The 17,089-nt window shown below is 67.0% G+C and carries 16 protein-coding genes; 7 read left to right on the forward strand and 9 right to left on the reverse strand.

Translation table 11 applies throughout. The features are described from left to right. Positions 1 to 9 precede the first annotated feature (9 nt). The 3 genes from pheS to lepA are packed head-to-tail and all read left to right on the forward strand — an operon-like array spanning position 10 to position 5,302. Positions 10 to 1,086: a phenylalanine--tRNA ligase subunit alpha gene (gene pheS / locus L2U69_RS14765; RefSeq protein ID WP_236107887.1), complete on the forward strand. Its 1,077-nt coding sequence runs from the start codon at positions 10 to 12 to the stop codon at positions 1,084 to 1,086. Further along, a complete protein-coding gene (gene pheT, locus L2U69_RS14770; protein ID WP_236107888.1) occupies positions 1,083 to 3,488 on the forward strand; it encodes a phenylalanine--tRNA ligase subunit beta in 2,406 nt (801 codons plus the stop codon). Before pheS ends, pheT begins: the two co-directional genes overlap by 4 nt. A gap of 11 nt (positions 3,489 to 3,499) precedes the next feature. Further along, complete coding sequence (lepA, locus tag L2U69_RS14775) at positions 3,500 to 5,302, forward strand: translation elongation factor 4 (protein WP_236107889.1); 1,803 nt, start codon at positions 3,500 to 3,502, stop codon at positions 5,300 to 5,302. A gap of 103 nt (positions 5,303 to 5,405) precedes the next feature. Here lepA and L2U69_RS14780 read toward each other — a convergent pair whose 3' ends face one another. Beyond that, positions 5,406 to 6,524 (reverse strand): Fic family protein, encoded by a 1,119-nt coding sequence (locus L2U69_RS14780; RefSeq protein ID WP_236107890.1) that lies wholly within the window; start codon positions 6,522 to 6,524, stop codon positions 5,406 to 5,408. A gap of 91 nt (positions 6,525 to 6,615) precedes the next feature. Continuing rightward, entirely contained in the window at positions 6,616 to 6,951 is a 336-nt protein-coding gene (locus L2U69_RS14785) for a GIY-YIG nuclease family protein (protein ID WP_236107891.1), read from the reverse strand. A 106-nt stretch (positions 6,952 to 7,057) separates the two neighbouring features. Between L2U69_RS14785 and L2U69_RS14790 the strand changes: the two genes are divergently transcribed. After that, positions 7,058 to 7,648 carry a DUF2239 family protein gene (locus L2U69_RS14790; RefSeq protein ID WP_236107892.1) on the forward strand — a complete coding sequence of 197 codons (591 nt, stop codon included), beginning with the start codon at positions 7,058 to 7,060 and terminating at the stop codon, positions 7,646 to 7,648. Positions 7,649 to 7,656: 8 nt separating this feature from the next. Here the strand turns inward: L2U69_RS14790 and L2U69_RS14795 are convergent, their stop codons facing one another. The 5 genes from L2U69_RS14795 to L2U69_RS14815 all read right to left on the reverse strand — a co-directional run bounded on the left by L2U69_RS14795 (position 7,657) and on the right by L2U69_RS14815 (position 11,808). Beyond that, positions 7,657 to 8,079 carry a PaaI family thioesterase gene (locus tag L2U69_RS14795; protein WP_236107893.1) on the reverse strand — a complete coding sequence of 141 codons (423 nt, stop codon included), beginning with the start codon at positions 8,077 to 8,079 and terminating at the stop codon, positions 7,657 to 7,659. Between the two features lie 111 nt (positions 8,080 to 8,190). Then, positions 8,191 to 8,817, reverse strand: coding sequence for a glutathione S-transferase family protein (locus tag L2U69_RS14800; RefSeq protein WP_236107894.1), 627 nt, complete (start codon positions 8,815 to 8,817; stop codon positions 8,191 to 8,193). Positions 8,818 to 8,909: 92 nt separating this feature from the next. After that, positions 8,910 to 9,800 (reverse strand): aromatic amino acid exporter YddG, encoded by an 891-nt coding sequence (gene yddG, locus L2U69_RS14805; protein WP_236107895.1) that lies wholly within the window; start codon positions 9,798 to 9,800, stop codon positions 8,910 to 8,912. A gap of 25 nt (positions 9,801 to 9,825) precedes the next feature. Continuing rightward, positions 9,826 to 10,551, reverse strand: a complete 726-nt coding sequence (gene phbB, locus L2U69_RS14810) for an acetoacetyl-CoA reductase (protein WP_236107896.1) — start codon at positions 10,549 to 10,551, stop codon at positions 9,826 to 9,828. Positions 10,552 to 10,632: 81 nt separating this feature from the next. Further along, on the reverse strand, positions 10,633 to 11,808 hold the full coding sequence (locus tag L2U69_RS14815) for an acetyl-CoA C-acetyltransferase (RefSeq protein ID WP_236107897.1): 1,176 nt from the start codon (positions 11,806 to 11,808) through the stop codon (positions 10,633 to 10,635). A gap of 278 nt (positions 11,809 to 12,086) precedes the next feature. Between L2U69_RS14815 and phaR the strand changes: the two genes are divergently transcribed. Continuing rightward, complete coding sequence (phaR, locus tag L2U69_RS14820; protein ID WP_236107898.1) at positions 12,087 to 12,725, forward strand: polyhydroxyalkanoate synthesis repressor PhaR; 639 nt, start codon at positions 12,087 to 12,089, stop codon at positions 12,723 to 12,725. 8 nt (positions 12,726 to 12,733) lie between these two features. Here phaR and L2U69_RS14825 read toward each other — a convergent pair whose 3' ends face one another. Together L2U69_RS14825 and L2U69_RS14830 are read right to left on the reverse strand one after the other, a co-directional pair. Further along, positions 12,734 to 13,570, reverse strand: a complete 837-nt coding sequence (locus tag L2U69_RS14825) for a 23S rRNA (adenine(2030)-N(6))-methyltransferase RlmJ (protein WP_236107899.1) — start codon at positions 13,568 to 13,570, stop codon at positions 12,734 to 12,736. Beyond that, positions 13,567 to 14,967: an RsmB/NOP family class I SAM-dependent RNA methyltransferase gene (locus L2U69_RS14830; protein WP_236107900.1), complete on the reverse strand. Its 1,401-nt coding sequence runs from the start codon at positions 14,965 to 14,967 to the stop codon at positions 13,567 to 13,569. The genes L2U69_RS14825 and L2U69_RS14830 overlap by 4 nt, the downstream gene beginning before the upstream one ends. Before the next feature lie 332 nt (positions 14,968 to 15,299). Here L2U69_RS14830 and L2U69_RS14835 point away from each other — a divergent pair, with 332 nt between their 5' ends. Both L2U69_RS14835 and L2U69_RS14840 read left to right on the forward strand, forming a co-directional pair. After that, positions 15,300 to 15,638: a P-II family nitrogen regulator gene (locus tag L2U69_RS14835; protein ID WP_109903193.1), complete on the forward strand. Its 339-nt coding sequence runs from the start codon at positions 15,300 to 15,302 to the stop codon at positions 15,636 to 15,638. 88 nt (positions 15,639 to 15,726) lie between these two features. Beyond that, the gene (locus L2U69_RS14840) at positions 15,727 to 17,028 is read left to right on the forward strand and encodes an ammonium transporter (protein WP_236107901.1); all 1,302 of its coding nucleotides are present in this window, start codon (positions 15,727 to 15,729) and stop codon (positions 17,026 to 17,028) included. Positions 17,029 to 17,089 lie beyond the last annotated feature (61 nt).

Below are 17,089 nucleotides of genomic sequence, written 5' to 3' on the forward strand. Positions count from 1 at the left end.
GGGTCGAACATGAGTAATCTGAACGGTCTGGAGGCCGAGGTTCTGGCTGCCGTCGAAGGCGCCGCCGACCTTGCCGCCCTGGACGAAGTCCGCGTTTCCGCCCTTGGTAAGAAGGGGCGCATCACCGACCTGATGAAGACCCTGGGTGCCATGGCCCCGGACGAACGGAAGGCCTTCGGCGCAGCCGTCAATCAGGTGAAGGACCGGATCGCCGAGGCGATCGCCGCCCGCAAGGCCCATCTCGAAGACGAAGCCCTGGAGCGCCGCCTGGCCGCCGAGCGGGTCGACGTCACCCTTCCCGTCGCCGCCCAACCCGCCGGCCGCATCCATCCCGTGACCCAGGTCACCGAGGAATGCATCGAAATCTTCGGCGCCATGGGCTTCTCGTTGGCCGAAGGCCCGGACATCGAGGACGACGAGCATAATTTCACGGCGCTGAACTTCCCGCCCGGTCATCCCGCGCGCGAAATGCACGACACCTTCTTCCTGCCCCCGAATGCGGCGGGCGAGAAGGTTCTGCTGCGCACCCATACCTCCCCGGTCCAGATCCGCACCATGAAGAATGTGCAGCCGCCGATCCGCGTGATCGCGCCGGGCCGCACCTATCGCTGCGACAGCGACCAGACCCACACCCCGATGTTCCACCAGATCGAAGCCCTGGTGATCGAGAAGAACATCCACATGGGTCACCTGAAGGCGACGATCGAGCATTTCGCCGCCGCCTTCTTCGAGGTGGACGAAGTGAAGATCCGCTTCCGTCCCAGCTTCTTCCCCTTCACCGAACCCTCGGCCGAAGTCGACATCGGCTGCGCGCGCTCGAAGGATTCGATCCGCATCGGCCAGGGCGACGACTGGCTGGAGATCATGGGCTGCGGCATGGTGCACCCCAATGTGATCCGCAATTGCGGCCTCGATCCCGACGAGTGGCAGGGCTTTGCCTTCGGCATGGGGCTGGACCGGATCGCCATGCTGAAATACGGCATTCCCGACCTCCGCGCCTTCTTCGACTCGGATCTGCGCTGGCTGCGGCACTATGGTTTCGCCGCGCTCGACCTGCCGACCCTGGGCGGAGGGCTGTCGCGATGAAATTCACCGTCAACTGGCTGAAAGAGCATCTGGAGACGACGGCCACCGCCGCCGAGATCGCCGAACGCCTGACCGCCATCGGCCTCGAAGTGGAAGACGTGGACGACCGGGGCGAGACCCTGAAGCCCTTCACCGTCGCCCATGTGCTGACCGCCGAACAGCACCCCAACGCCGACAAGCTGCGCCTGTGCACCGTCGATGCCGGTGATGCCGCGCCCTATCAGGTGGTCTGCGGCGCGCCCAATGCGCGCGCCGGCATCAAGGTCGTCTTCGCTCGCATGGGTACCACCATCCCGGTCAACGGCATGGTGCTGAAGCCCACGGCCATTCGCGGCGTGGATTCCCAGGGCATGATGTGCTCCATGCGCGAAATGGGCCTGGGGGAAGATCACGACGGCATCATCGAACTGCCGGAGGATGCCCGCATCGGCCTGCCCTTCGCCCAGGTGCTGGGCCTCGACGACGCGGTGATCGACATCGCGGTGACGCCGAACCGCCAGGATTGCCTGGGGGTCGCCGGCATTGCCCGCGACCTCGCGGCCGCCGGCCTCGGCACCCTGAAGACCCCGCCGGTCGAAAAGATCGCGGGGCAATTCCCCTGTCCGGTCACCGTCCGCCTGACGGACGAGGTGAAGGATGGTCCCTGCCCGATCTTCACCGGCCGCCTGATCAAGGGCGTGAAGAACGGCCCGAGCCCGGCCTGGCTGAAGAACAGGCTGGAGGCGATTGGGCTGCGCCCGATCTCCACCCTGGTCGACATCACCAATCTGATCACCTACGACCGTGCCCGCCCGCTGCACGTCTTCGACGCGGCGAAACTGACCGGCGGCATCCATGTCCGCTTCGGCAAGTCGGGCGAGGAGGTGGAAGGCCTGGACGGCAAGACCCATGCCCTGGACGCCGCGACCATCGCCATCGCCGATGACGCAGGCGCGCTCGGCCTTGGCGGTATCGTCGGTGGTGTGCCGTCCTCGGTTACCGATGAAACAGTTGACGTCTTCGTCGAAAGCGCCCATTTCGATCCCGACGTGATCGCGGCGACCGGCCGGCGCACCGGCATCCAGTCCGATGCCCGCCACCGTTTCGAGCGCGGCGTCGATCCGAAATCGGCCCTCGACGGGCTCGAGCTGGCGACCCGGCTGATCCTCGATCTCTGTGGCGGCACGCCGTCCGAGGTGGTGGTGGCCGGCGAATTCCCGGCGGATTTCCCGTCCCGCAGCTTCCGCCCGGCCCGGGTGGAGAAGCTGACCGGCCTGCTGGTCCCGCTGTTCGAGATGGAACGCATCCTCGAAGCGCTCGGCTTCGGCATCGAGAAGGGCGACGACGCCTGGACCGTCGCGGTGCCGTCGTGGCGCCGCGACATCGAGGGCGAGGCGGATCTGGTGGAGGAAGTGGCGCGTATCACCGGCCTCGACAAGCTGCCGGTGGAACCTTTGCCGCGCACCACGGTCGTGCCGCTGCCGGCGCTCTCGCCGGCGCAGCGCCGCAACCGCCTGGCGCGGCGCCTGCTGGCGACGCGGGGCATGGTGGAGACGGTCAATTACAGCTTCATTCCGGAAAGCCATGCCGTCGCCTTCGGCTGGTCGGATCCGGCGCTGAAGGTCGCCAATCCGATCTCCGTCGAACTGGCGGTCATGCGGCCCCATCTGGTGCCGAGCCTCGCCGCCGCCGTGGTGCGTAACGCCGCGCGCGGCAATGACGACCTCGCCCTGTTCGAAGTCGCGGGCACCTATCACGGCATCGCGCCCAAGGACCAGAAGTCCGTCGCCGCCGGGCTGCGCACCGGTTACACGGCGCCCCGCCAGTGGCAGGGCGGGCGCCGGCCGGTCGATGTCTTCGATGCGAAGGCCGACGTGTTCGCCCTGCTCGGCGAATTGGGCGCGCCGGTTGGCAATCTGACCGTCGCGGCCGAGGCGCCGGCCTGGGCCCACCCCGGCCAGTCGGGCGTCGTCAAGCTCGGCCCGAAGACCGTGCTCGCCAGCTTCGGCGCGCTCCATCCCCGGGTGGCCAAGCTGCTGGATATCGACGGCCCGGCCGTGTTCTTCGAGGTCGATCTCGACGCCATTCCCCAGCCGAAGGCCCGCGCCAGCAAGGAGAAGGGCGCGCTTTCGTTGTCCGACTTCCAGGCGGTGACGCGCGATTTCGCCTTCCTGGCGGATGATTCGGTGGCGGCTGAGGCCCTGATCCGGGCGGTGAAGGCGGCCGACAAGGTGCTGATCACCGAGGTTTCGGTGTTCGACCTCTATCGCGGCACCGGCGTGCCCGAGGGTAAGGTCTCGGTCGCCATTTCCGTCCGGCTGGAGCCGAGGGACCGCACCCTCTCCGAACAGGATATCGAGGGTGTTTCCGCCAAGATCGTCGCCGGTGTCGAAAAGGCGACCGGCGCCACCCTCCGCGCTTGAGTCGACAGGCCATGACCGATCTTTCGCATATCCGCAATTTCTCGATCGTGGCCCATATCGACCACGGCAAGTCGACCCTTGCCGACCGGCTGATCCAGGTCTGCGGCGGCCTCACCGAACGCGAGATGACGCAGCAGGTGCTGGACTCGATGGATATCGAGCGCGAGCGCGGCATCACCATCAAGGCGCAGACCGTGCGCCTCGAATATAAGGCGAAGAACGGCGAGACCTATCAGCTCAACCTGATGGACACGCCCGGCCATGTCGATTTCGCCTATGAAGTCTCGCGCTCGCTCGCGGCCTGCGAAGGTGCCTTGCTCGTGGTCGACGCCTCCCAGGGCGTCGAGGCCCAGACCCTGGCCAATGTCTATCAGGCGATCGACGCCGATCTCGAGATCGTGCCGGTCCTGAACAAGATCGACCTGCCGGCGGCGGAGCCGGAGCGCGTCCGCGCCCAGATCGAGGATGTCATCGGCATCGATTCCTCCGAAGCCCTGCTGGTCTCGGCCAAATCGGGCATCGGCATCGAGGAGACGCTGGAAGCGATCGTCCACCGCCTGCCGGCACCGAAGGGCGACGCGAATGCGCCCCTGAAGGCCCTGCTGGTGGACAGTTGGTACGATGCCTATCTGGGCGTCGTCATTCTGGTACGCGTGGTCGACGGCGAGATCCGCAAGGGCCAGCGCATCAAGATGATGGCGGCCGACAAGGTCCATCTGGTCGAACGGGTCGGCATCTTCACGCCGAAGAAGGTGGTGGTCGACAAGCTCGGCCCGGGCGAGATGGGTTTCATCACGGCGGCGATCAAGGAAGTGGCCGATACTTCGGTCGGCGACACGATCACCGACGAGAAGCGCCCGACCGACACCCCGCTGGCGGGCTTCAAGCCCTCGGTGCCCGTGGTCTTCTGCGGTCTCTTCCCGTCCGACGCGGCGGAATTCGACACATTACGTGAAAGCCTCGGCAAGCTGCGGCTCAACGACGCCAGCTTCCAGTTCGAGATGGAGACCTCGGCGGCGCTCGGCCTCGGTTTTCGCTGCGGCTTCCTCGGCCTTCTCCACCTCGAGATCATCCAGGAACGGCTCGAGCGCGAATTCGACCTGGACCTGATCACCACCGCGCCCTCGGTCGTCTATCACGTCTATATGACCGACGGCACGATGGAGGAGATGCACAATCCGGCCGACATGCCGGACGTCATGCGCATCGCCCGGATCGAGGAACCCTGGATCAAGGCGACGATCTTCGTGCCCGACGAATATCTGGGCGACATCCTGAAGCTCTGCCAGGAACGGCGCGGTCAGCAGGTCGAACTCACCTATGCCGGCAACCGCGCCATGGTGGTCTATCGCCTGCCCCTCAACGAAGTGGTGTTCGATTTCTACGACCGCCTGAAATCGGTCTCGCGCGGTTACGCCTCCTTCGACTACGGCCTCGACGGCTACAGCGAGGAAGACCTGGTGAAGATGTCGATCCTGGTCAATGGCGAGCCGGTCGATGCGCTGGCCATGATCGTGCATCGCTCGCGCGCCGAAATGCGCGGCCGCCAGCTCTGCGAACGGCTCAAGGACCTGATCCCGCGCCAGCTCTTCCAGATCGCGGTCCAGGCGGCGATCGGCGGCAAGATCATCGCCCGCGAGACGGTGAAGGCGATGCGCAAGGACGTGCTGGCCAAATGCTATGGCGGCGACGTCAGCCGCAAGCGCAAGCTCCTCGACAAACAGAAGGCCGGCAAGAAGCGCATGCGCCAGGTCGGCAACGTCGAGATCCCCCAGGAAGCCTTCATCGCCGCCCTCAAGATGGACGACGACTGAGGGCTGGGTTCAGACATGAAGTTTGTTGATCATGAAGTGGCATTTTGTGATCGACAAACGAATTTGTCGTACATACATGAGACTCAAAGAGACGTATTGAGACTCAGAATACGTCGCGCCCCTCGGCAATGTTCAGCAGTTCCGGAAAACAGAAGATGGCGGAGCGCCGTCCGGCACCGGCCCGCAACTCCCGCAACAGCCCGTTGTCCCGGCAAACCCGGAGGATTCTGGCCGCAGTCGGCGCCGGAATGCCAGCGGCATCGCGGAATTCGGAGGCCTGGAAAATCGGCCGCTCGAACATCCAGTCCAGCGCCCTGACAGCGTATTGGGAATGTGTCTCGGCGGCGATCCAACCCTTCCGCATATTATAGAGATCCAGGATGGCTTGGACGCGCTGTTGATTGCTTTTGGCTTGCTCGGTCAATGCACGCAGGAAGAAGGCGCACCATCCGGTCCAATCGCCAATTCTCGAAACGGCCAGCAGGGCGGCATAATATTCATCGCGGTGGCCGTCCAAATATTCGCTTAGATAGAAACATGGTCGAGCAAGAAGGCCACGGTTGAACAGAAACAAGGGAACGATGAGGCGGCCAAGCCGTCCATTGCCGTCCAGGAACGGATGAACTGCCTCGAATTCCGCATGGATGACGGCTAGTTGGATCAGGATATCCGGCGCTTCGACGTGGAGATAATTCTCCCAAGCCGTCATTGCCGCCGGGATTTTTTCCGCGCTCGTCGGGATGAAGCGGGCCTGATCGATCGTGCATCCTTCCGGGCCGATCCAATTGGGAATGCGCCGATATTCACCAGGATCCTTCGACCGCCCCCTGACGCCCTGCATGAGAACCCGATGGGTCTGCCTCACCAGTTTCTGTGACAGAGGCAGAATGTCCATCAGCCGCGTCGCCTCGCGTAACGCCGCGCGATAATTCAGGACTTCGCGGATGTCCGCTTTCTTCGGCGTGCTTTCATCGATGGGGCCGCCTTCGGCCTCCACCTCGAGCACTTCGCCCATGGTGGCCTGCGTGCCTTCGATACGGCTGGACAGTACGGCTTCCTGCATCGTCATCGGCGACAGCAGGACATCGGGATTGGGAATGCCTTCCAGCAGGCCGGCATAGCGCGCGATGGCGGCATTGGCCGGACCGATCAGGGGCAGAAGCCGCGGCCAGTCGAAGGTTTTGGGCGGGAAGGCGCCGTCGTGATAGAGGACGGGACTCAAGGCATGTCACCAGCGGTTCGCGAATATTGCTGTCGATAGAAGATCGCGAGAAATAAGCCTTGAACAGCAATTGTTTCGCCGCTGTTCCGGATCACAGCACCTCGGCACCCAGTTTCTCGCACCAATGGGTCTGGCGGTCGCGCAGGCGGCGGGCGACGAGATAGGCTTCCTCTTCTTCCGGCAGGGTCTCCAGGACCTCCAGCGTGAAGGTGTCCGCGCCGTGGCGCTTCCAGGCGTCCTGGAGGGCGCGGTGCGGGTCCTTGCCCATGCCGAGCGAGAACCAGATGCGGTTCCGTACCGTTTCCAGATTGCGGCTTTGCCCGACCCAGGCTTGGCCCGAGGCGGCACAGCGAAGCAGGAAGATGCCGCCGTGCGTCTTCCGTTCCTTATAGGCGGCGATGGCCGCCTTCCTGTCTTCCTGTCGCATTGTGCGCTCTCGTGCCGGTTTCGGGTCGGCGGGCACGATAGGGATATCGCGCCCTTGTCGCAATAATTTTATCCGGGTAAAATACGCCATGACGAAAGATGGCGATATGGCCGAACCTTCGGGCTGGACGGCATTCGAAGGGCAGCGCCGGCTGGCGGCCGGGCCGCCGGCGACCGTGGCCCTGGCGGTGAAGGCGGCCGAAGCCCGGGGCGACGGGGCGGCGATCCTGGTGTTCGACGATGCGACGGGACGGGTGGTCGACCTCGACCTGCGCGGCAGCGATGCGGAGATCGCGGCGCGCGTCGCCCCGCCGGAGCCGGCGATGGCGGTGACGGTGCCCGCCACGCGGAAGCGGGGACGGCCCCGGCTCGGCGTCGTGGCGCGGGAAGTGACGCTGCTGCCCCGGCAATGGGACTGGCTCGCCGCTCAGCCGGGCGGCGCCTCCGTCACCCTCCGCCGGCTGGTGGAGGAGGCGCGGAAGGCCGAAGGCGGCGGGACCGCGCGGCGCGCCGCGCGGGACGCCGCCTATCGCTTCATGGCCGCCCTGGCCGGCGATCTGCCGGGTTACGAGGATGCCCTGCGCGCCCTCTTCGCCGGCGACCCGGCGGGCTTCGATGCCCGGATCGGGGCGTGGCCGCGCGACGTTGCGGCCCATGCCCGTCGTCTGGCATTCGGCGGGGCGCCGGACACGGGTTGATCACCGTCTCAAGGCACCGCCATCAGGGTGACGGTGGCGGTGGCGACGCGGGTCTCCTTGTCCCCGTCGCGGGTGATCAGGTCGACCTCGCTGACGCGCAGGGCGCGGCCCGGGTGGGCGCAAACGGCGCGGGCGACGATGCTGCGGCCCCGCGCCGGCTTCATGAAGGTGACCTGCAGGTTGGTGGTGACGACGCGGGTGGTCATCGGCTCCGCCGTGGCGCCGGCCCCGCCCCCGGCGCAATCCGCCAGGGTCGCGATCAGCCCGCCGTGGAAGAAGCCGTCGAATTGGGTCACGGCGTCCGACATCTCGACTCTGAGGTCGACGGCGCCGGGCGCGACCGCTTCGATCTCGATCCGCGCGGTCGAGGCGAAGCCCGAACGGGCCAGCACGGTCTCCACCAGACTGCGGTGGGGCGATTTCTCTTCCATGGTCGCGCGTTTCTCCTTCGTTCGCTCGCGGCTGCAGGTCTATCCGCCCCGACCGGCCGTGGCAACTCGGCTCGTGCGCGGGCCGTTTCGGGGGGGCGGCCTGACCGCCGGTCAGAGCGCGAAGGCGTAGGTGCCGCCCTTCTCGATCGCGGCCTGATAGGCGGGGCGATCGTGGATGCGCCTGGCATAGTCGGCGAGGCGGGGATAGGGCTCGCCATAGCCGAACAGGCGCGCCAGTTCGACGATGAAGATCAGCAGGAAGTCGGGGCCCCTGGGCGTGTCGCCCAGGAAGAACGGCCTGTCGCCCAGCGCCGCCTCCATATAGCCGAGGTGGTTCGCCACTTCCGACCGGATGCGCGGCATCAGGGGCGCGGCGGCATCGCCGAGGCGGCTGGTGTAGAGCGTCAGCATCAGGGGCAGCATGGCCGAGCCCTCGGCGAAATGGAGGAAGTGGTGATAGGCGACCTTCTCCGCCGTCGAGGGGCCGGGGCCGAAGCGCGCGGCGCCGTAAGTCTGGACCAGATAGTCGACGATGGCGCCGGATTCGGCGATCACCAGATCGCCGTCCGTGATCACCGGCGATTTGCCGAGGGGATGGATCGCCTTCAGTCCGGCCGGCGCGAGTTGGGTTTCGGCATCGCGGGCATAGGGCAGGATCTCGTAGGCGAGGCCCAGTTCCTCGAGCAGCCACAGCACCCGCTGCGAGCGCGAATTGTTCAGATGATGCACCTGGATCATCGCCGTCTCCCCGTTCGTTGTCAGCAGACTAGAGCCGGCGCGGGGTCTGGCAAGGATGTTTCTGCGGGATGGCGGGTTTTGCCGCGCCGCCCCTACCAGCGCCGTCCGGCGAGGATGGCGCCCAGCGTGATGGCGATACAGGCGACGATGATGCCCGTGGTCGGTTCCGCGCGCCCGGCCAGCACCAGCAGCACGGTGGAGGCGAGCGGAGCGCCATAGGCGAGCGCGCCGAGAAGGCGCGGATTGCCGCCCTTCATGCCGATGTCCCAGAACAGGAAGGACAGGCCGACGGGCCCGATGCCGAGGGCGAGAAGGGCGATCCAGGAGGTCGCGTCGGGCGGCGTCACCCAGGTCTCGAACATCAGGTGGAAGGGGATCGCCAGGATGGCGGTGCCGAGCGCATAGCCGGCGACGATGCCGCTGGGCACATGGGCGAAGCGCCGCGCCGCGAGCGAATAGGTCGCCCAGGTGACGGCGCCCGCCGCCGCCGCGAGATAGCCGCCCATGGCATCGAAGGAAAATTCAGCCCTGGGCCCCAGGAGGAAGGCGACGCCGCCGAGGCCGAGGGCGGCGCCGAGCACGTGGAGTGGGCGCAGCCGCTCGCCCGGCAGGAGCGCGGTGCCGACGACGATGAGCAGCGGCCAGAGATAGTTGACCAGGCTCGCCTCCGCCGGCGGCGCCAGATGCAGCGCCGTGAAGAAGAAGGCGTGATAGGCGAACATGCCGCCCAGCCCGACGGCCCAGACCCGCCAGGGCTGGCGGTAGAGGGAGAGTCCCTGACCCCGCGCCAGATTGGCGAGGGCGAGAAGCCCGCCGCCGACGGCGAAGGACAGTGCCGTCTTCTCGAAGGGCGGCACCTCGGCCATGGCGGTGAAGAGGGCGAGGGTCGACCAGAGCACGACGGCGCCGGCGCCGATCAGGGTGGCCCTGCCCCCCAAATGCGTCGCGCGGCCATCGGGGCCGCGCGTCGTCACAGGTGTCATGATGGAAGCCGATCTCCGGCGGGCGTCAGCCCGCGATATACTGGCCGCCGTTGATGGTCAGGGTCGAGCCGGTGATGAAACCGGCCTCGTCCGCCGCCAGGAAGGCGACGGCGCGGGCGATTTCCGAACCTTCGCCCAGGCGGCCGACGGGAATGGTGCCGATGATCTTCTGCAGGACGGCTTCCGGCACGGCGGCGACCATCTCGGTGTTGATGTAGCCCGGCGCGATCACGTTCGCGGTGATGCCCTTCGAGGCATTCTCCTGGGCGATCGCCTTGGTGAAGCCGATCACGCCCGCCTTGGCGGCGGAATAGTTCGCCTGGCCGATCTGGCCCTTCTGGCCGTTGATCGACGAGATCGAGATGATGCGGCCGAAACCGCGGGCGCGCATGCCCTCGATCACCGGACGGGTCATGTTGAACATGGAGTTCAGGTCGGTGTCGATGACCTGGGTCCACTGCTCCAGGGTCATGCGGTGCAGGGTGGCGTCGCGGGTGATGCCGGCATTGTTGACGACGACGTCGATCGGGCCCAGTTCCGCCTCGATGGTGGCGAGACCTTCCTGGCACTCGGCGAAGCTGGCGACGCTCCACTTGTAGACCGGGATGCCGGTCTCTTCCTTGAACTTGGCCGCCGCCTCGTCGTTGCCGGCGTAATTCGCCGCGACGGTGTAGCCGGCTTCCTTCAGTGCGATGGAAATGGCGTGACCGATGCCACGCGTGCCGCCCGTGACGACCGCTACCCGAGCCATGATTTCCTCCAATGCCCTAGTTTGCTGCTTGGTGAGAATGACCGGCCGGGAGCCCTGTCCCGGCCGGTCGGGAGTTGGTGATCAGTCGCGCTCGACCGTGAGCGCGACACCCATGCCGCCGCCGATGCACAGCGTGGCGAGACCCTTCTTGGCGTCGCGCTTCTGCATCTCGTGAAGCAGGGTGACGAGCACGCGGGCGCCCGAGGCGCCGATCGGGTGGCCGATGGCGATGGCGCCGCCGTTCACGTTGACCTTCGAGACGTCCCAGCCGAGATCCTTGTTCACGGCCAGCGCCTGGGCGGCGAAGGCTTCGTTGGCCTCGATCAGGTCGAGATCGTCGACGCTCCAGCCGGCGGCCTTCAGCGCGGCGCGCGAGGCCGGGATCGGGCCGGTGCCCATGATCTTCGGATCGACGCCGGCCTGGCCCCAGGAGACGATCCGGGCCAGCGGGGTCAGGCCGCGCTTCTTCGCTTCCTCGGCGCTCATCAGGACGACGCCGGCGGCGCCGTCGTTGATGCCCGAGGCATTGCCGGCGGTCACGGTGCCTTCCTTGTCGAAGGCGGGCTTCAGCTTCGCCATCATCTCGATGGTCGCGCCCTTGCGGATGTATTCGTCGTCCGAAACCACGATGTCGCCCTTGCGGGTCTTGATGGTGACGGGGACGATCTCGTCCTTGAAGCGGCCCGAGGTCTGGGCGGCTTCGGCCTTGTTCTGGGAGGCGAGGGCGAAGGCGTCCTGCTCCTCGCGGGTCAGCTGCCACTGGCGCGCCACGTTCTCGGCGGTGATGCCCATGTGATAGCCGTAGAAGGCGTCGGTCAGGCCGTCCTTCAGCATGGTGTCGATCAGCTTCAGGTCGCCCATCTTGGCGCCGGCGCGCAGATGCGCGGCGTGCTGCGCCATGCTCATGCTCTCCTGGCCGCCGGCGATGACGACAGCCGAATCACCGTTCTTCACCGCCTGGAAGCCGAGCGCCACGGCGCGCAGGCCCGAGCCGCAGAGCTGGTTCATGCCCCAGGCCGGCACTTCGACCGGCAGGCCGGCGTTGACCGCGGCCTGGCGCGCCGGGTTCTGGCCCTGGCCGGCCGAGAGGATCTGACCGAGGATGACTTCGGAGACGTCGGCGGCAGGGACGCCGCTGCGGACCAGCAGCTCCTTGATCACGGTCTCGCCCAGCACATGGGCCGGCACATTGGCGAAAGCGCCGTTGAAGGAGCCGACCGGCGTGCGGGCGGCGGCGACGATGACGACGTCAGTCATGAGGTTCACTCCCGGATCTTGCTGCGGCATTGCGGGCACGGAGCCATCGCCTCGAATGCCTGGTTCGTCGAATGATTGGGCGGCCAGGGGCCGTCGCGGGCGCCACATTGCATGACCGACCCATGTCGGTAAACGAGAAATTAGTCGTGTTCCCGCACCCGGCATTGCTGCAAATCAAATGACGCCGCGTTGCGCATCATTTCGCACGCGGCGCTTGCGTGACGGCACCGCAACAAGCGACAATGCCTGAAACGTCCCTCAGAACGAATGGTACGGCTGTGGCAAAAAAAACGAATGGCGAGGCTCCCGTCACCATCAAGAAGTACGCCAACCGGCGTCTCTACAATACGGCGACTTCCAGCTACGTCACGCTCGACCATCTGTGCCAGATGGTGAAGAACGGCGACGATTTCGTGGTCTATGACGCCAAGACGGGCGAGGACATCACCCGTTCGGTGTTGACCCAGATCATCTTCGAGGAAGAGGGCAAGGGCCAGAACCTGCTGCCCATCCGCTTCCTGCGCCAGCTCATCCGCTTCTACGGCGACCAGCTCCAGGGCGTGCTGCCCAATTATCTGGAACTGTCGATGGAGAGCTTCGCCAAGAACCAGGAGCAGGTGAAGAGCGTGATCACCGAGGCCTTCTCGGGCAAGAATCCGCTCCGCACCTTCGAGGAACTGGCGCGTCAGAACTTCCAGCTCTTCGAACGCGCGATCCGCGCCTTCTCGCCCTTCGCCGCGCTCCGCGCCGCGACCGGCGAGGGCGGCACCGGCGAGGAACTGGTGGCCGGCGCGCCCATGGCGGTCCCGGGATCGGAGGGCGAGATTTCCGCGCTCCGCGCCCAGATCGAGGCGATGCAGCGCCAGCTCGACGACATCGCCAAGAAATCGGACGGCGAACCCGAAGCCGAGAAATAGGGAGGGCTTCAGCCCTCCGTATCGCGCGACGTCTCGCCCGCCAGCCAGTCGACGCGCGCGCTGCCGGTGGCGCGCCAGCCCATGGCCTCGATCAGCAGTGGCAGGTCGCGGGCCAGGTCCTCGTCCAGGCGATAGGGCGGGCGGATCACGATCAGGCCGGAGCCGGCGAAGCGCCCGGCATCGTGATCGGGCTGGGTCAGCAGCTCGACCGCCAGGATCTTGGGAATCCCGGCGTCGCGCATCGCCCCATGCAGGGCTTCCGCCGCGCGGCGGCCCTTCACCGGATACCAGCCGAGAATGATCGCCGTCGGCGCGCGCCGCGCCGCTTCCATCATGTGGTTTGCCAGACGGGTGAAATCGCCGCCGTCCTCGAAGGGCGGGTCGATCAGCACCACGGCGCGTCCCGGCTTGACCGGCAGGAAGGCGCGCAAGGCCGACCAGCCGTCGCGGCGATGGACGGCGGCGCGCGGATCGCCCGCCAGGGCGTGTCGCAATTCGGCGGCGACGGGCTCCACGGTTTCGCAGGCGATCACCCGGTCGTGGGGGCGCAGCAGTCGAAGCGCGATCAGGGGGGAACCGGGGTAGGGCGTGACCCGGCCCGCCAGGGCAGCGGCATAGGGCGCGGCGATTTCGGGCCAGGCGGTCGTATCCGCCGGCAGGCGACCGATACCGTCCCGCCATTCCCCGCCCGCCGGATCGAGGTCGTAGAGGCCGGCGCCGGCGTGGCTGTCGATCACCGTGATCGGTGCGGGCTTCGCCTTCAGGCGCTCGAGGATCGCGGCCAGCACCATGTGCTTCAGGACGTCGCCCACATTGCCGGCGTGGAAGTGATGGCGATAGTTCATGCGGCGGCGCGTTCGAGGACGGCGGCGAAGAAGCCGTCGGTCTCGTGCCGCGCGGGGCTGAGCACGAGGTTTCGCGCAACAAAATCGGGACCGTCGTCGGGCGCGGGCCGCGCGGACCCGGTGGCGGCCCAGGCTTCGGCCAGCGGCACGGTCCGATAGTCCGGCCGGCGGGCCAGGAAGGCGTCGATCTGGTCCTCGTCCTCGGCGCGCAGGATCGAACAGGTGGCATAGACCAGCCGGCCGCCGGGTTTCACCAGATCGGCGGCGCGGTCGAGAAGGCGCGCCTGAAGCGCCGTCAGATGCGCCAGCTCCTCGGGGCTGGAGCGCCATTTGGCGTCCGGGTTGCGGCGGAAGGTGCCGGTGCCGGTGCAGGGCGCATCCACCAGCACGCGGTCGAAACCGCCCTTCTGGCGCGACAGCCACTTGTCGCCCTCCGCTCCGATGGCGTGGCGCGCGACATTATGCACACCGGCCCGGCGCAGCCGCGCCACCGCTTCGTTCAGGCGCCGCTCGTCGGCGTCGGTCGCGATCAGGCGGCCCTTGTTGGCCATGGCGGCGGCGAGCGCGAGGGTCTTGCCGCCGGCCCCGGCGCAGAGATCCAGCACCCGTTCGCCGGCCCGCGCCCCGACCAGCAGGGCGGCGAGCTGCGAGGCTTCGTCCTGAACCTCGACCAGCCCCTCGCGCCAGGCCCGGGTGCGGGTCAGGGGCGGGCGCCCGTCGACGCGCAGGCCGACGGGCGAGAAGGGCGTGGGCACGGCGATGACGCCGTCCTCCGCCAGGGCGGCGATGGCACCGTCGCGCCCGATCTTCAACGTATTGGCCCGCAGATCGAGGCCGGCCTCGGCGCAGAGGGCGGCGGCTTCGGGCAGCAGGCGCTCGCCGAAGCGTGCCTTCAGGTGCGGCATCAGCCAGGCAGGCAGATTGGCGGCCACCGCCGGCGGCTGATCCGGATGGTCCAGCGTATGGTCGAACATGGTCTCGATGGCGCGCAGTTCCGGTGTCGGCAGGTGGGGCAGATGCTTGCGCAACGTGCCCTTGTCGGCCTTGCCCATCAGCACCAGGGCGGCGCCCAGCCTTGCCAGCGGCGCCGGGCGGCAGCCGCCGCGCTCCAGCCACCAGTCGATCTGCGCCCGGTGGCGGCAGACGCCGAGGACGAGGCGGGCGATCCGGCCGCGCGCCGGCGGCGGCCATTTGCGGCGGTCGAAGGCGGCCTTCAGCACACGGTCGGCGGCGCGGCCGTTCTCGATCGCCACCAGGGCGTCGAGGGCGGCATCGGCGATCTCGGCCTCGGGCCGGGCACGGCGCGGGCGCCCGCCGCCGGAGGAACGCGGGCCGGAAGGCGCGCGCGGACCGGAAGACGGGCGGGAACGGGGATCGGGGCGGTCGGAATGGGCCATGATCGGCGCACCCTAGTCGCGCTTCGGTCGCGCCGCCATCGCGGAATGCGGGGCATGATGCGGTGGCCATGCCGTTCAAACGCGCATTGATTATTTTTTGTGCATTGATGGTCTTTTGGGCAGCAATTTGTCGAAAATAAGACGATTATCCTGCCATGCGCTGCGCTCATCCGGGGCCAAAGCCGGGACATGGGCCCAAGAGGCTGCTTTGGCACGCTTCTTGATTCCCAGGTATCGGGTGGCGCGTCCGGCCTTGGGGCGCATGCGGCTTCGTTCGCATGTGGTCCGGTCGGGGCCGGCGTGGCCCTGAGGTCAATCGTGAGGGGAAAACCATGAAACTCGTGATGGCCGTCATCAAACCGTTCAAGCTCGATGACGTGCGCGAAGCCCTGGCAGCCGTTGGTGTGCCCGGGCTCACGGTAAGTGAAGTGAAGGGTTTCGGCCGCCAGAAGGGGCACACCGAAATCTACCGCGGTGCTGAATACACCGTCAGCTTCCTGCCCAAGGTGAAGATCGAGGCCGCGGTCGCCGACGAAATCGTCGAGCAGGTCGTGGAAGCGATTCAGAAGGCCGCCCATACGGGCAAGATCGGCGACGGCAAGGTCTTCGTCGTCGACCTTCAGCAGTCCATCCGCATCCGCACCGGCGAAACCGGTCCGGATTCGCTTTGAGTGCCGACGAGAGGTGCTTCCCATGAAGATTAATTGGAAACTTCCGCTCCTGCTCGGCACTGCGGGCCTGGCGATGGCGATGCCCGAAATGGCCGCTCACGCTCAGGAAGCCGTCGCCGAAGCCGAGGCTGCCGCCCCGATCCCCGATAAGGGCGATACCACCTGGATGCTGATCTCCACCATCCTGGTGCTCCTGATGACGGTGCCGGGCCTGGCCCTGTTCTACGGCGGCCTCGTGCGCGCCAAGAACATGCTGTCGGTGCTGACCCAGGTTCTCGCCATCGTCTGCGTCGTGGCGATCATCTGGGTGGTCTACGGCTATTCGCTGGCCTTCACCGGTGCCAACCCCTTCGTCGGCGGCTTCTCGAAGCTGTTCCTCGCCGGGATCACGCCGGATTCGACCGCCGCCACCTTCTCGGACGGCGTCGTCATTCCGGAATATGTCTTCGTCATCTTCCAGATGACCTTCGCCTGCATCACCCCGGGCCTGATCCTCGGCGCCTTCGCCGAGCGCATCAAGTTCGGCGCCGTGATCCTGTTCACGATCCTGTGGGTGACCTTCATCTACTTCCCGATCTGCCACATGGTCTGGTACGCGGGCACGGGTGAAGTGGGCGATCCGGACGGCCTGATCTTCGGTTGGGGCGCGCTGGACTTCGCCGGCGGCACCGTCGTCCACATCAACTCGGGTATCGCCGCCCTAGTCGGCTGCCTGATGGTCGGCAAGCGTATCGGCTATGGCAAGGAAGCGATGCCTCCGCACTCGCTGACCATGACCATGATCGGTGCCTCGCTGCTGTGGGTGGGCTGGTTCGGCTTCAACGCCGGTTCCAACCTGGAAGCCAACGGCGGCGCCGTCCTGGCCGCGATCAACACCTTCGTCGCCACCGCGGCGGCGGGCTGCTCGTGGCTCTTCGTCGAATGGATCGCCAAGGGCAAGCCCAGCCTGCTCGGCCTCGCCTCGGGCGTGGTCGCCGGTCTGGTCGCGGTGACCCCGGCCGCCGGCATCGCCGGCCCGATGGGTTCGATCGTGCTCGGCTTCGTCGCCGGCGTGGTCTGCTTCATCGCCGTCACCTCGGTGAAGAACGCGCTCGGCTATGACGACAGCCTGGACGTCTTCGGCATCCATGGCGTCGGCGGCATGATCGGCGCCATCGGCACCGGCATCTTGGCCGCCGAAGGCCTCGGCGGCATCGGCCTCGGCGATGTCTCGGTCGGTTCCCAGGTCTGGATCCAGATCAAGGGCGTGCTGGTCACCATCCTGTGGTCGGGCATCGGCTCGGCGATCCTCTACAAGATCGTCGACGTCATCATCGGCCTGCGTGCCACCGCGGATGTCGAGCGCGAAGGCCTCGACGTCGGCGAACACGGCGAGCGCGCCTACAACTGATCCCGATCGGGCGGCCCAGGGTCGCCCGGTCACCACACCCGGAAGAGGGGCGGCGACGCCC

The sequence above is a fragment of the Zavarzinia marina genome (assembly GCF_021568905.1).
Lineage (GTDB): Bacteria > Pseudomonadota > Alphaproteobacteria > Zavarziniales > Zavarziniaceae > Zavarzinia > Zavarzinia marina.

What these genes read in the sequence shown, in the direction of transcription:
- pheS (WP_236107887.1), top strand. Translation starts at nt 10, where the DNA reads ATGAGTAATCTGAACGGTCTGGAGGCCGAGGTTCTGGCTGCCGTCGAA.
- pheT (WP_236107888.1), top strand. Translation starts at nt 1,083, where the DNA reads ATGAAATTCACCGTCAACTGGCTGAAAGAGCATCTGGAGACGACGGCC.
- lepA (WP_236107889.1), top strand. Translation starts at nt 3,500, where the DNA reads ATGACCGATCTTTCGCATATCCGCAATTTCTCGATCGTGGCCCATATC.
- L2U69_RS14785 (WP_236107891.1), bottom strand. Translation starts at nt 6,951, where the DNA reads ATGCGACAGGAAGACAGGAAGGCGGCCATCGCCGCCTATAAGGAACGG.
- L2U69_RS14790 (WP_236107892.1), top strand. Translation starts at nt 7,058, where the DNA reads ATGGCCGAACCTTCGGGCTGGACGGCATTCGAAGGGCAGCGCCGGCTG.
- L2U69_RS14795 (WP_236107893.1), bottom strand. Translation starts at nt 8,079, where the DNA reads ATGGAAGAGAAATCGCCCCACCGCAGTCTGGTGGAGACCGTGCTGGCC.
- L2U69_RS14800 (WP_236107894.1), bottom strand. Translation starts at nt 8,817, where the DNA reads ATGATCCAGGTGCATCATCTGAACAATTCGCGCTCGCAGCGGGTGCTG.
- yddG (WP_236107895.1), bottom strand. Translation starts at nt 9,800, where the DNA reads ATGACACCTGTGACGACGCGCGGCCCCGATGGCCGCGCGACGCATTTG.
- phbB (WP_236107896.1), bottom strand. Translation starts at nt 10,551, where the DNA reads ATGGCTCGGGTAGCGGTCGTCACGGGCGGCACGCGTGGCATCGGTCAC.
- L2U69_RS14815 (WP_236107897.1), bottom strand. Translation starts at nt 11,808, where the DNA reads ATGACTGACGTCGTCATCGTCGCCGCCGCCCGCACGCCGGTCGGCTCC.
- L2U69_RS14825 (WP_236107899.1), bottom strand. Translation starts at nt 13,570, where the DNA reads ATGAACTATCGCCATCACTTCCACGCCGGCAATGTGGGCGACGTCCTG.
- L2U69_RS14830 (WP_236107900.1), bottom strand. Translation starts at nt 14,967, where the DNA reads ATGGCCCATTCCGACCGCCCCGATCCCCGTTCCCGCCCGTCTTCCGGT.
- L2U69_RS14835 (WP_109903193.1), top strand. Translation starts at nt 15,300, where the DNA reads ATGAAACTCGTGATGGCCGTCATCAAACCGTTCAAGCTCGATGACGTG.
- L2U69_RS14840 (WP_236107901.1), top strand. Translation starts at nt 15,727, where the DNA reads ATGGCCGCTCACGCTCAGGAAGCCGTCGCCGAAGCCGAGGCTGCCGCC.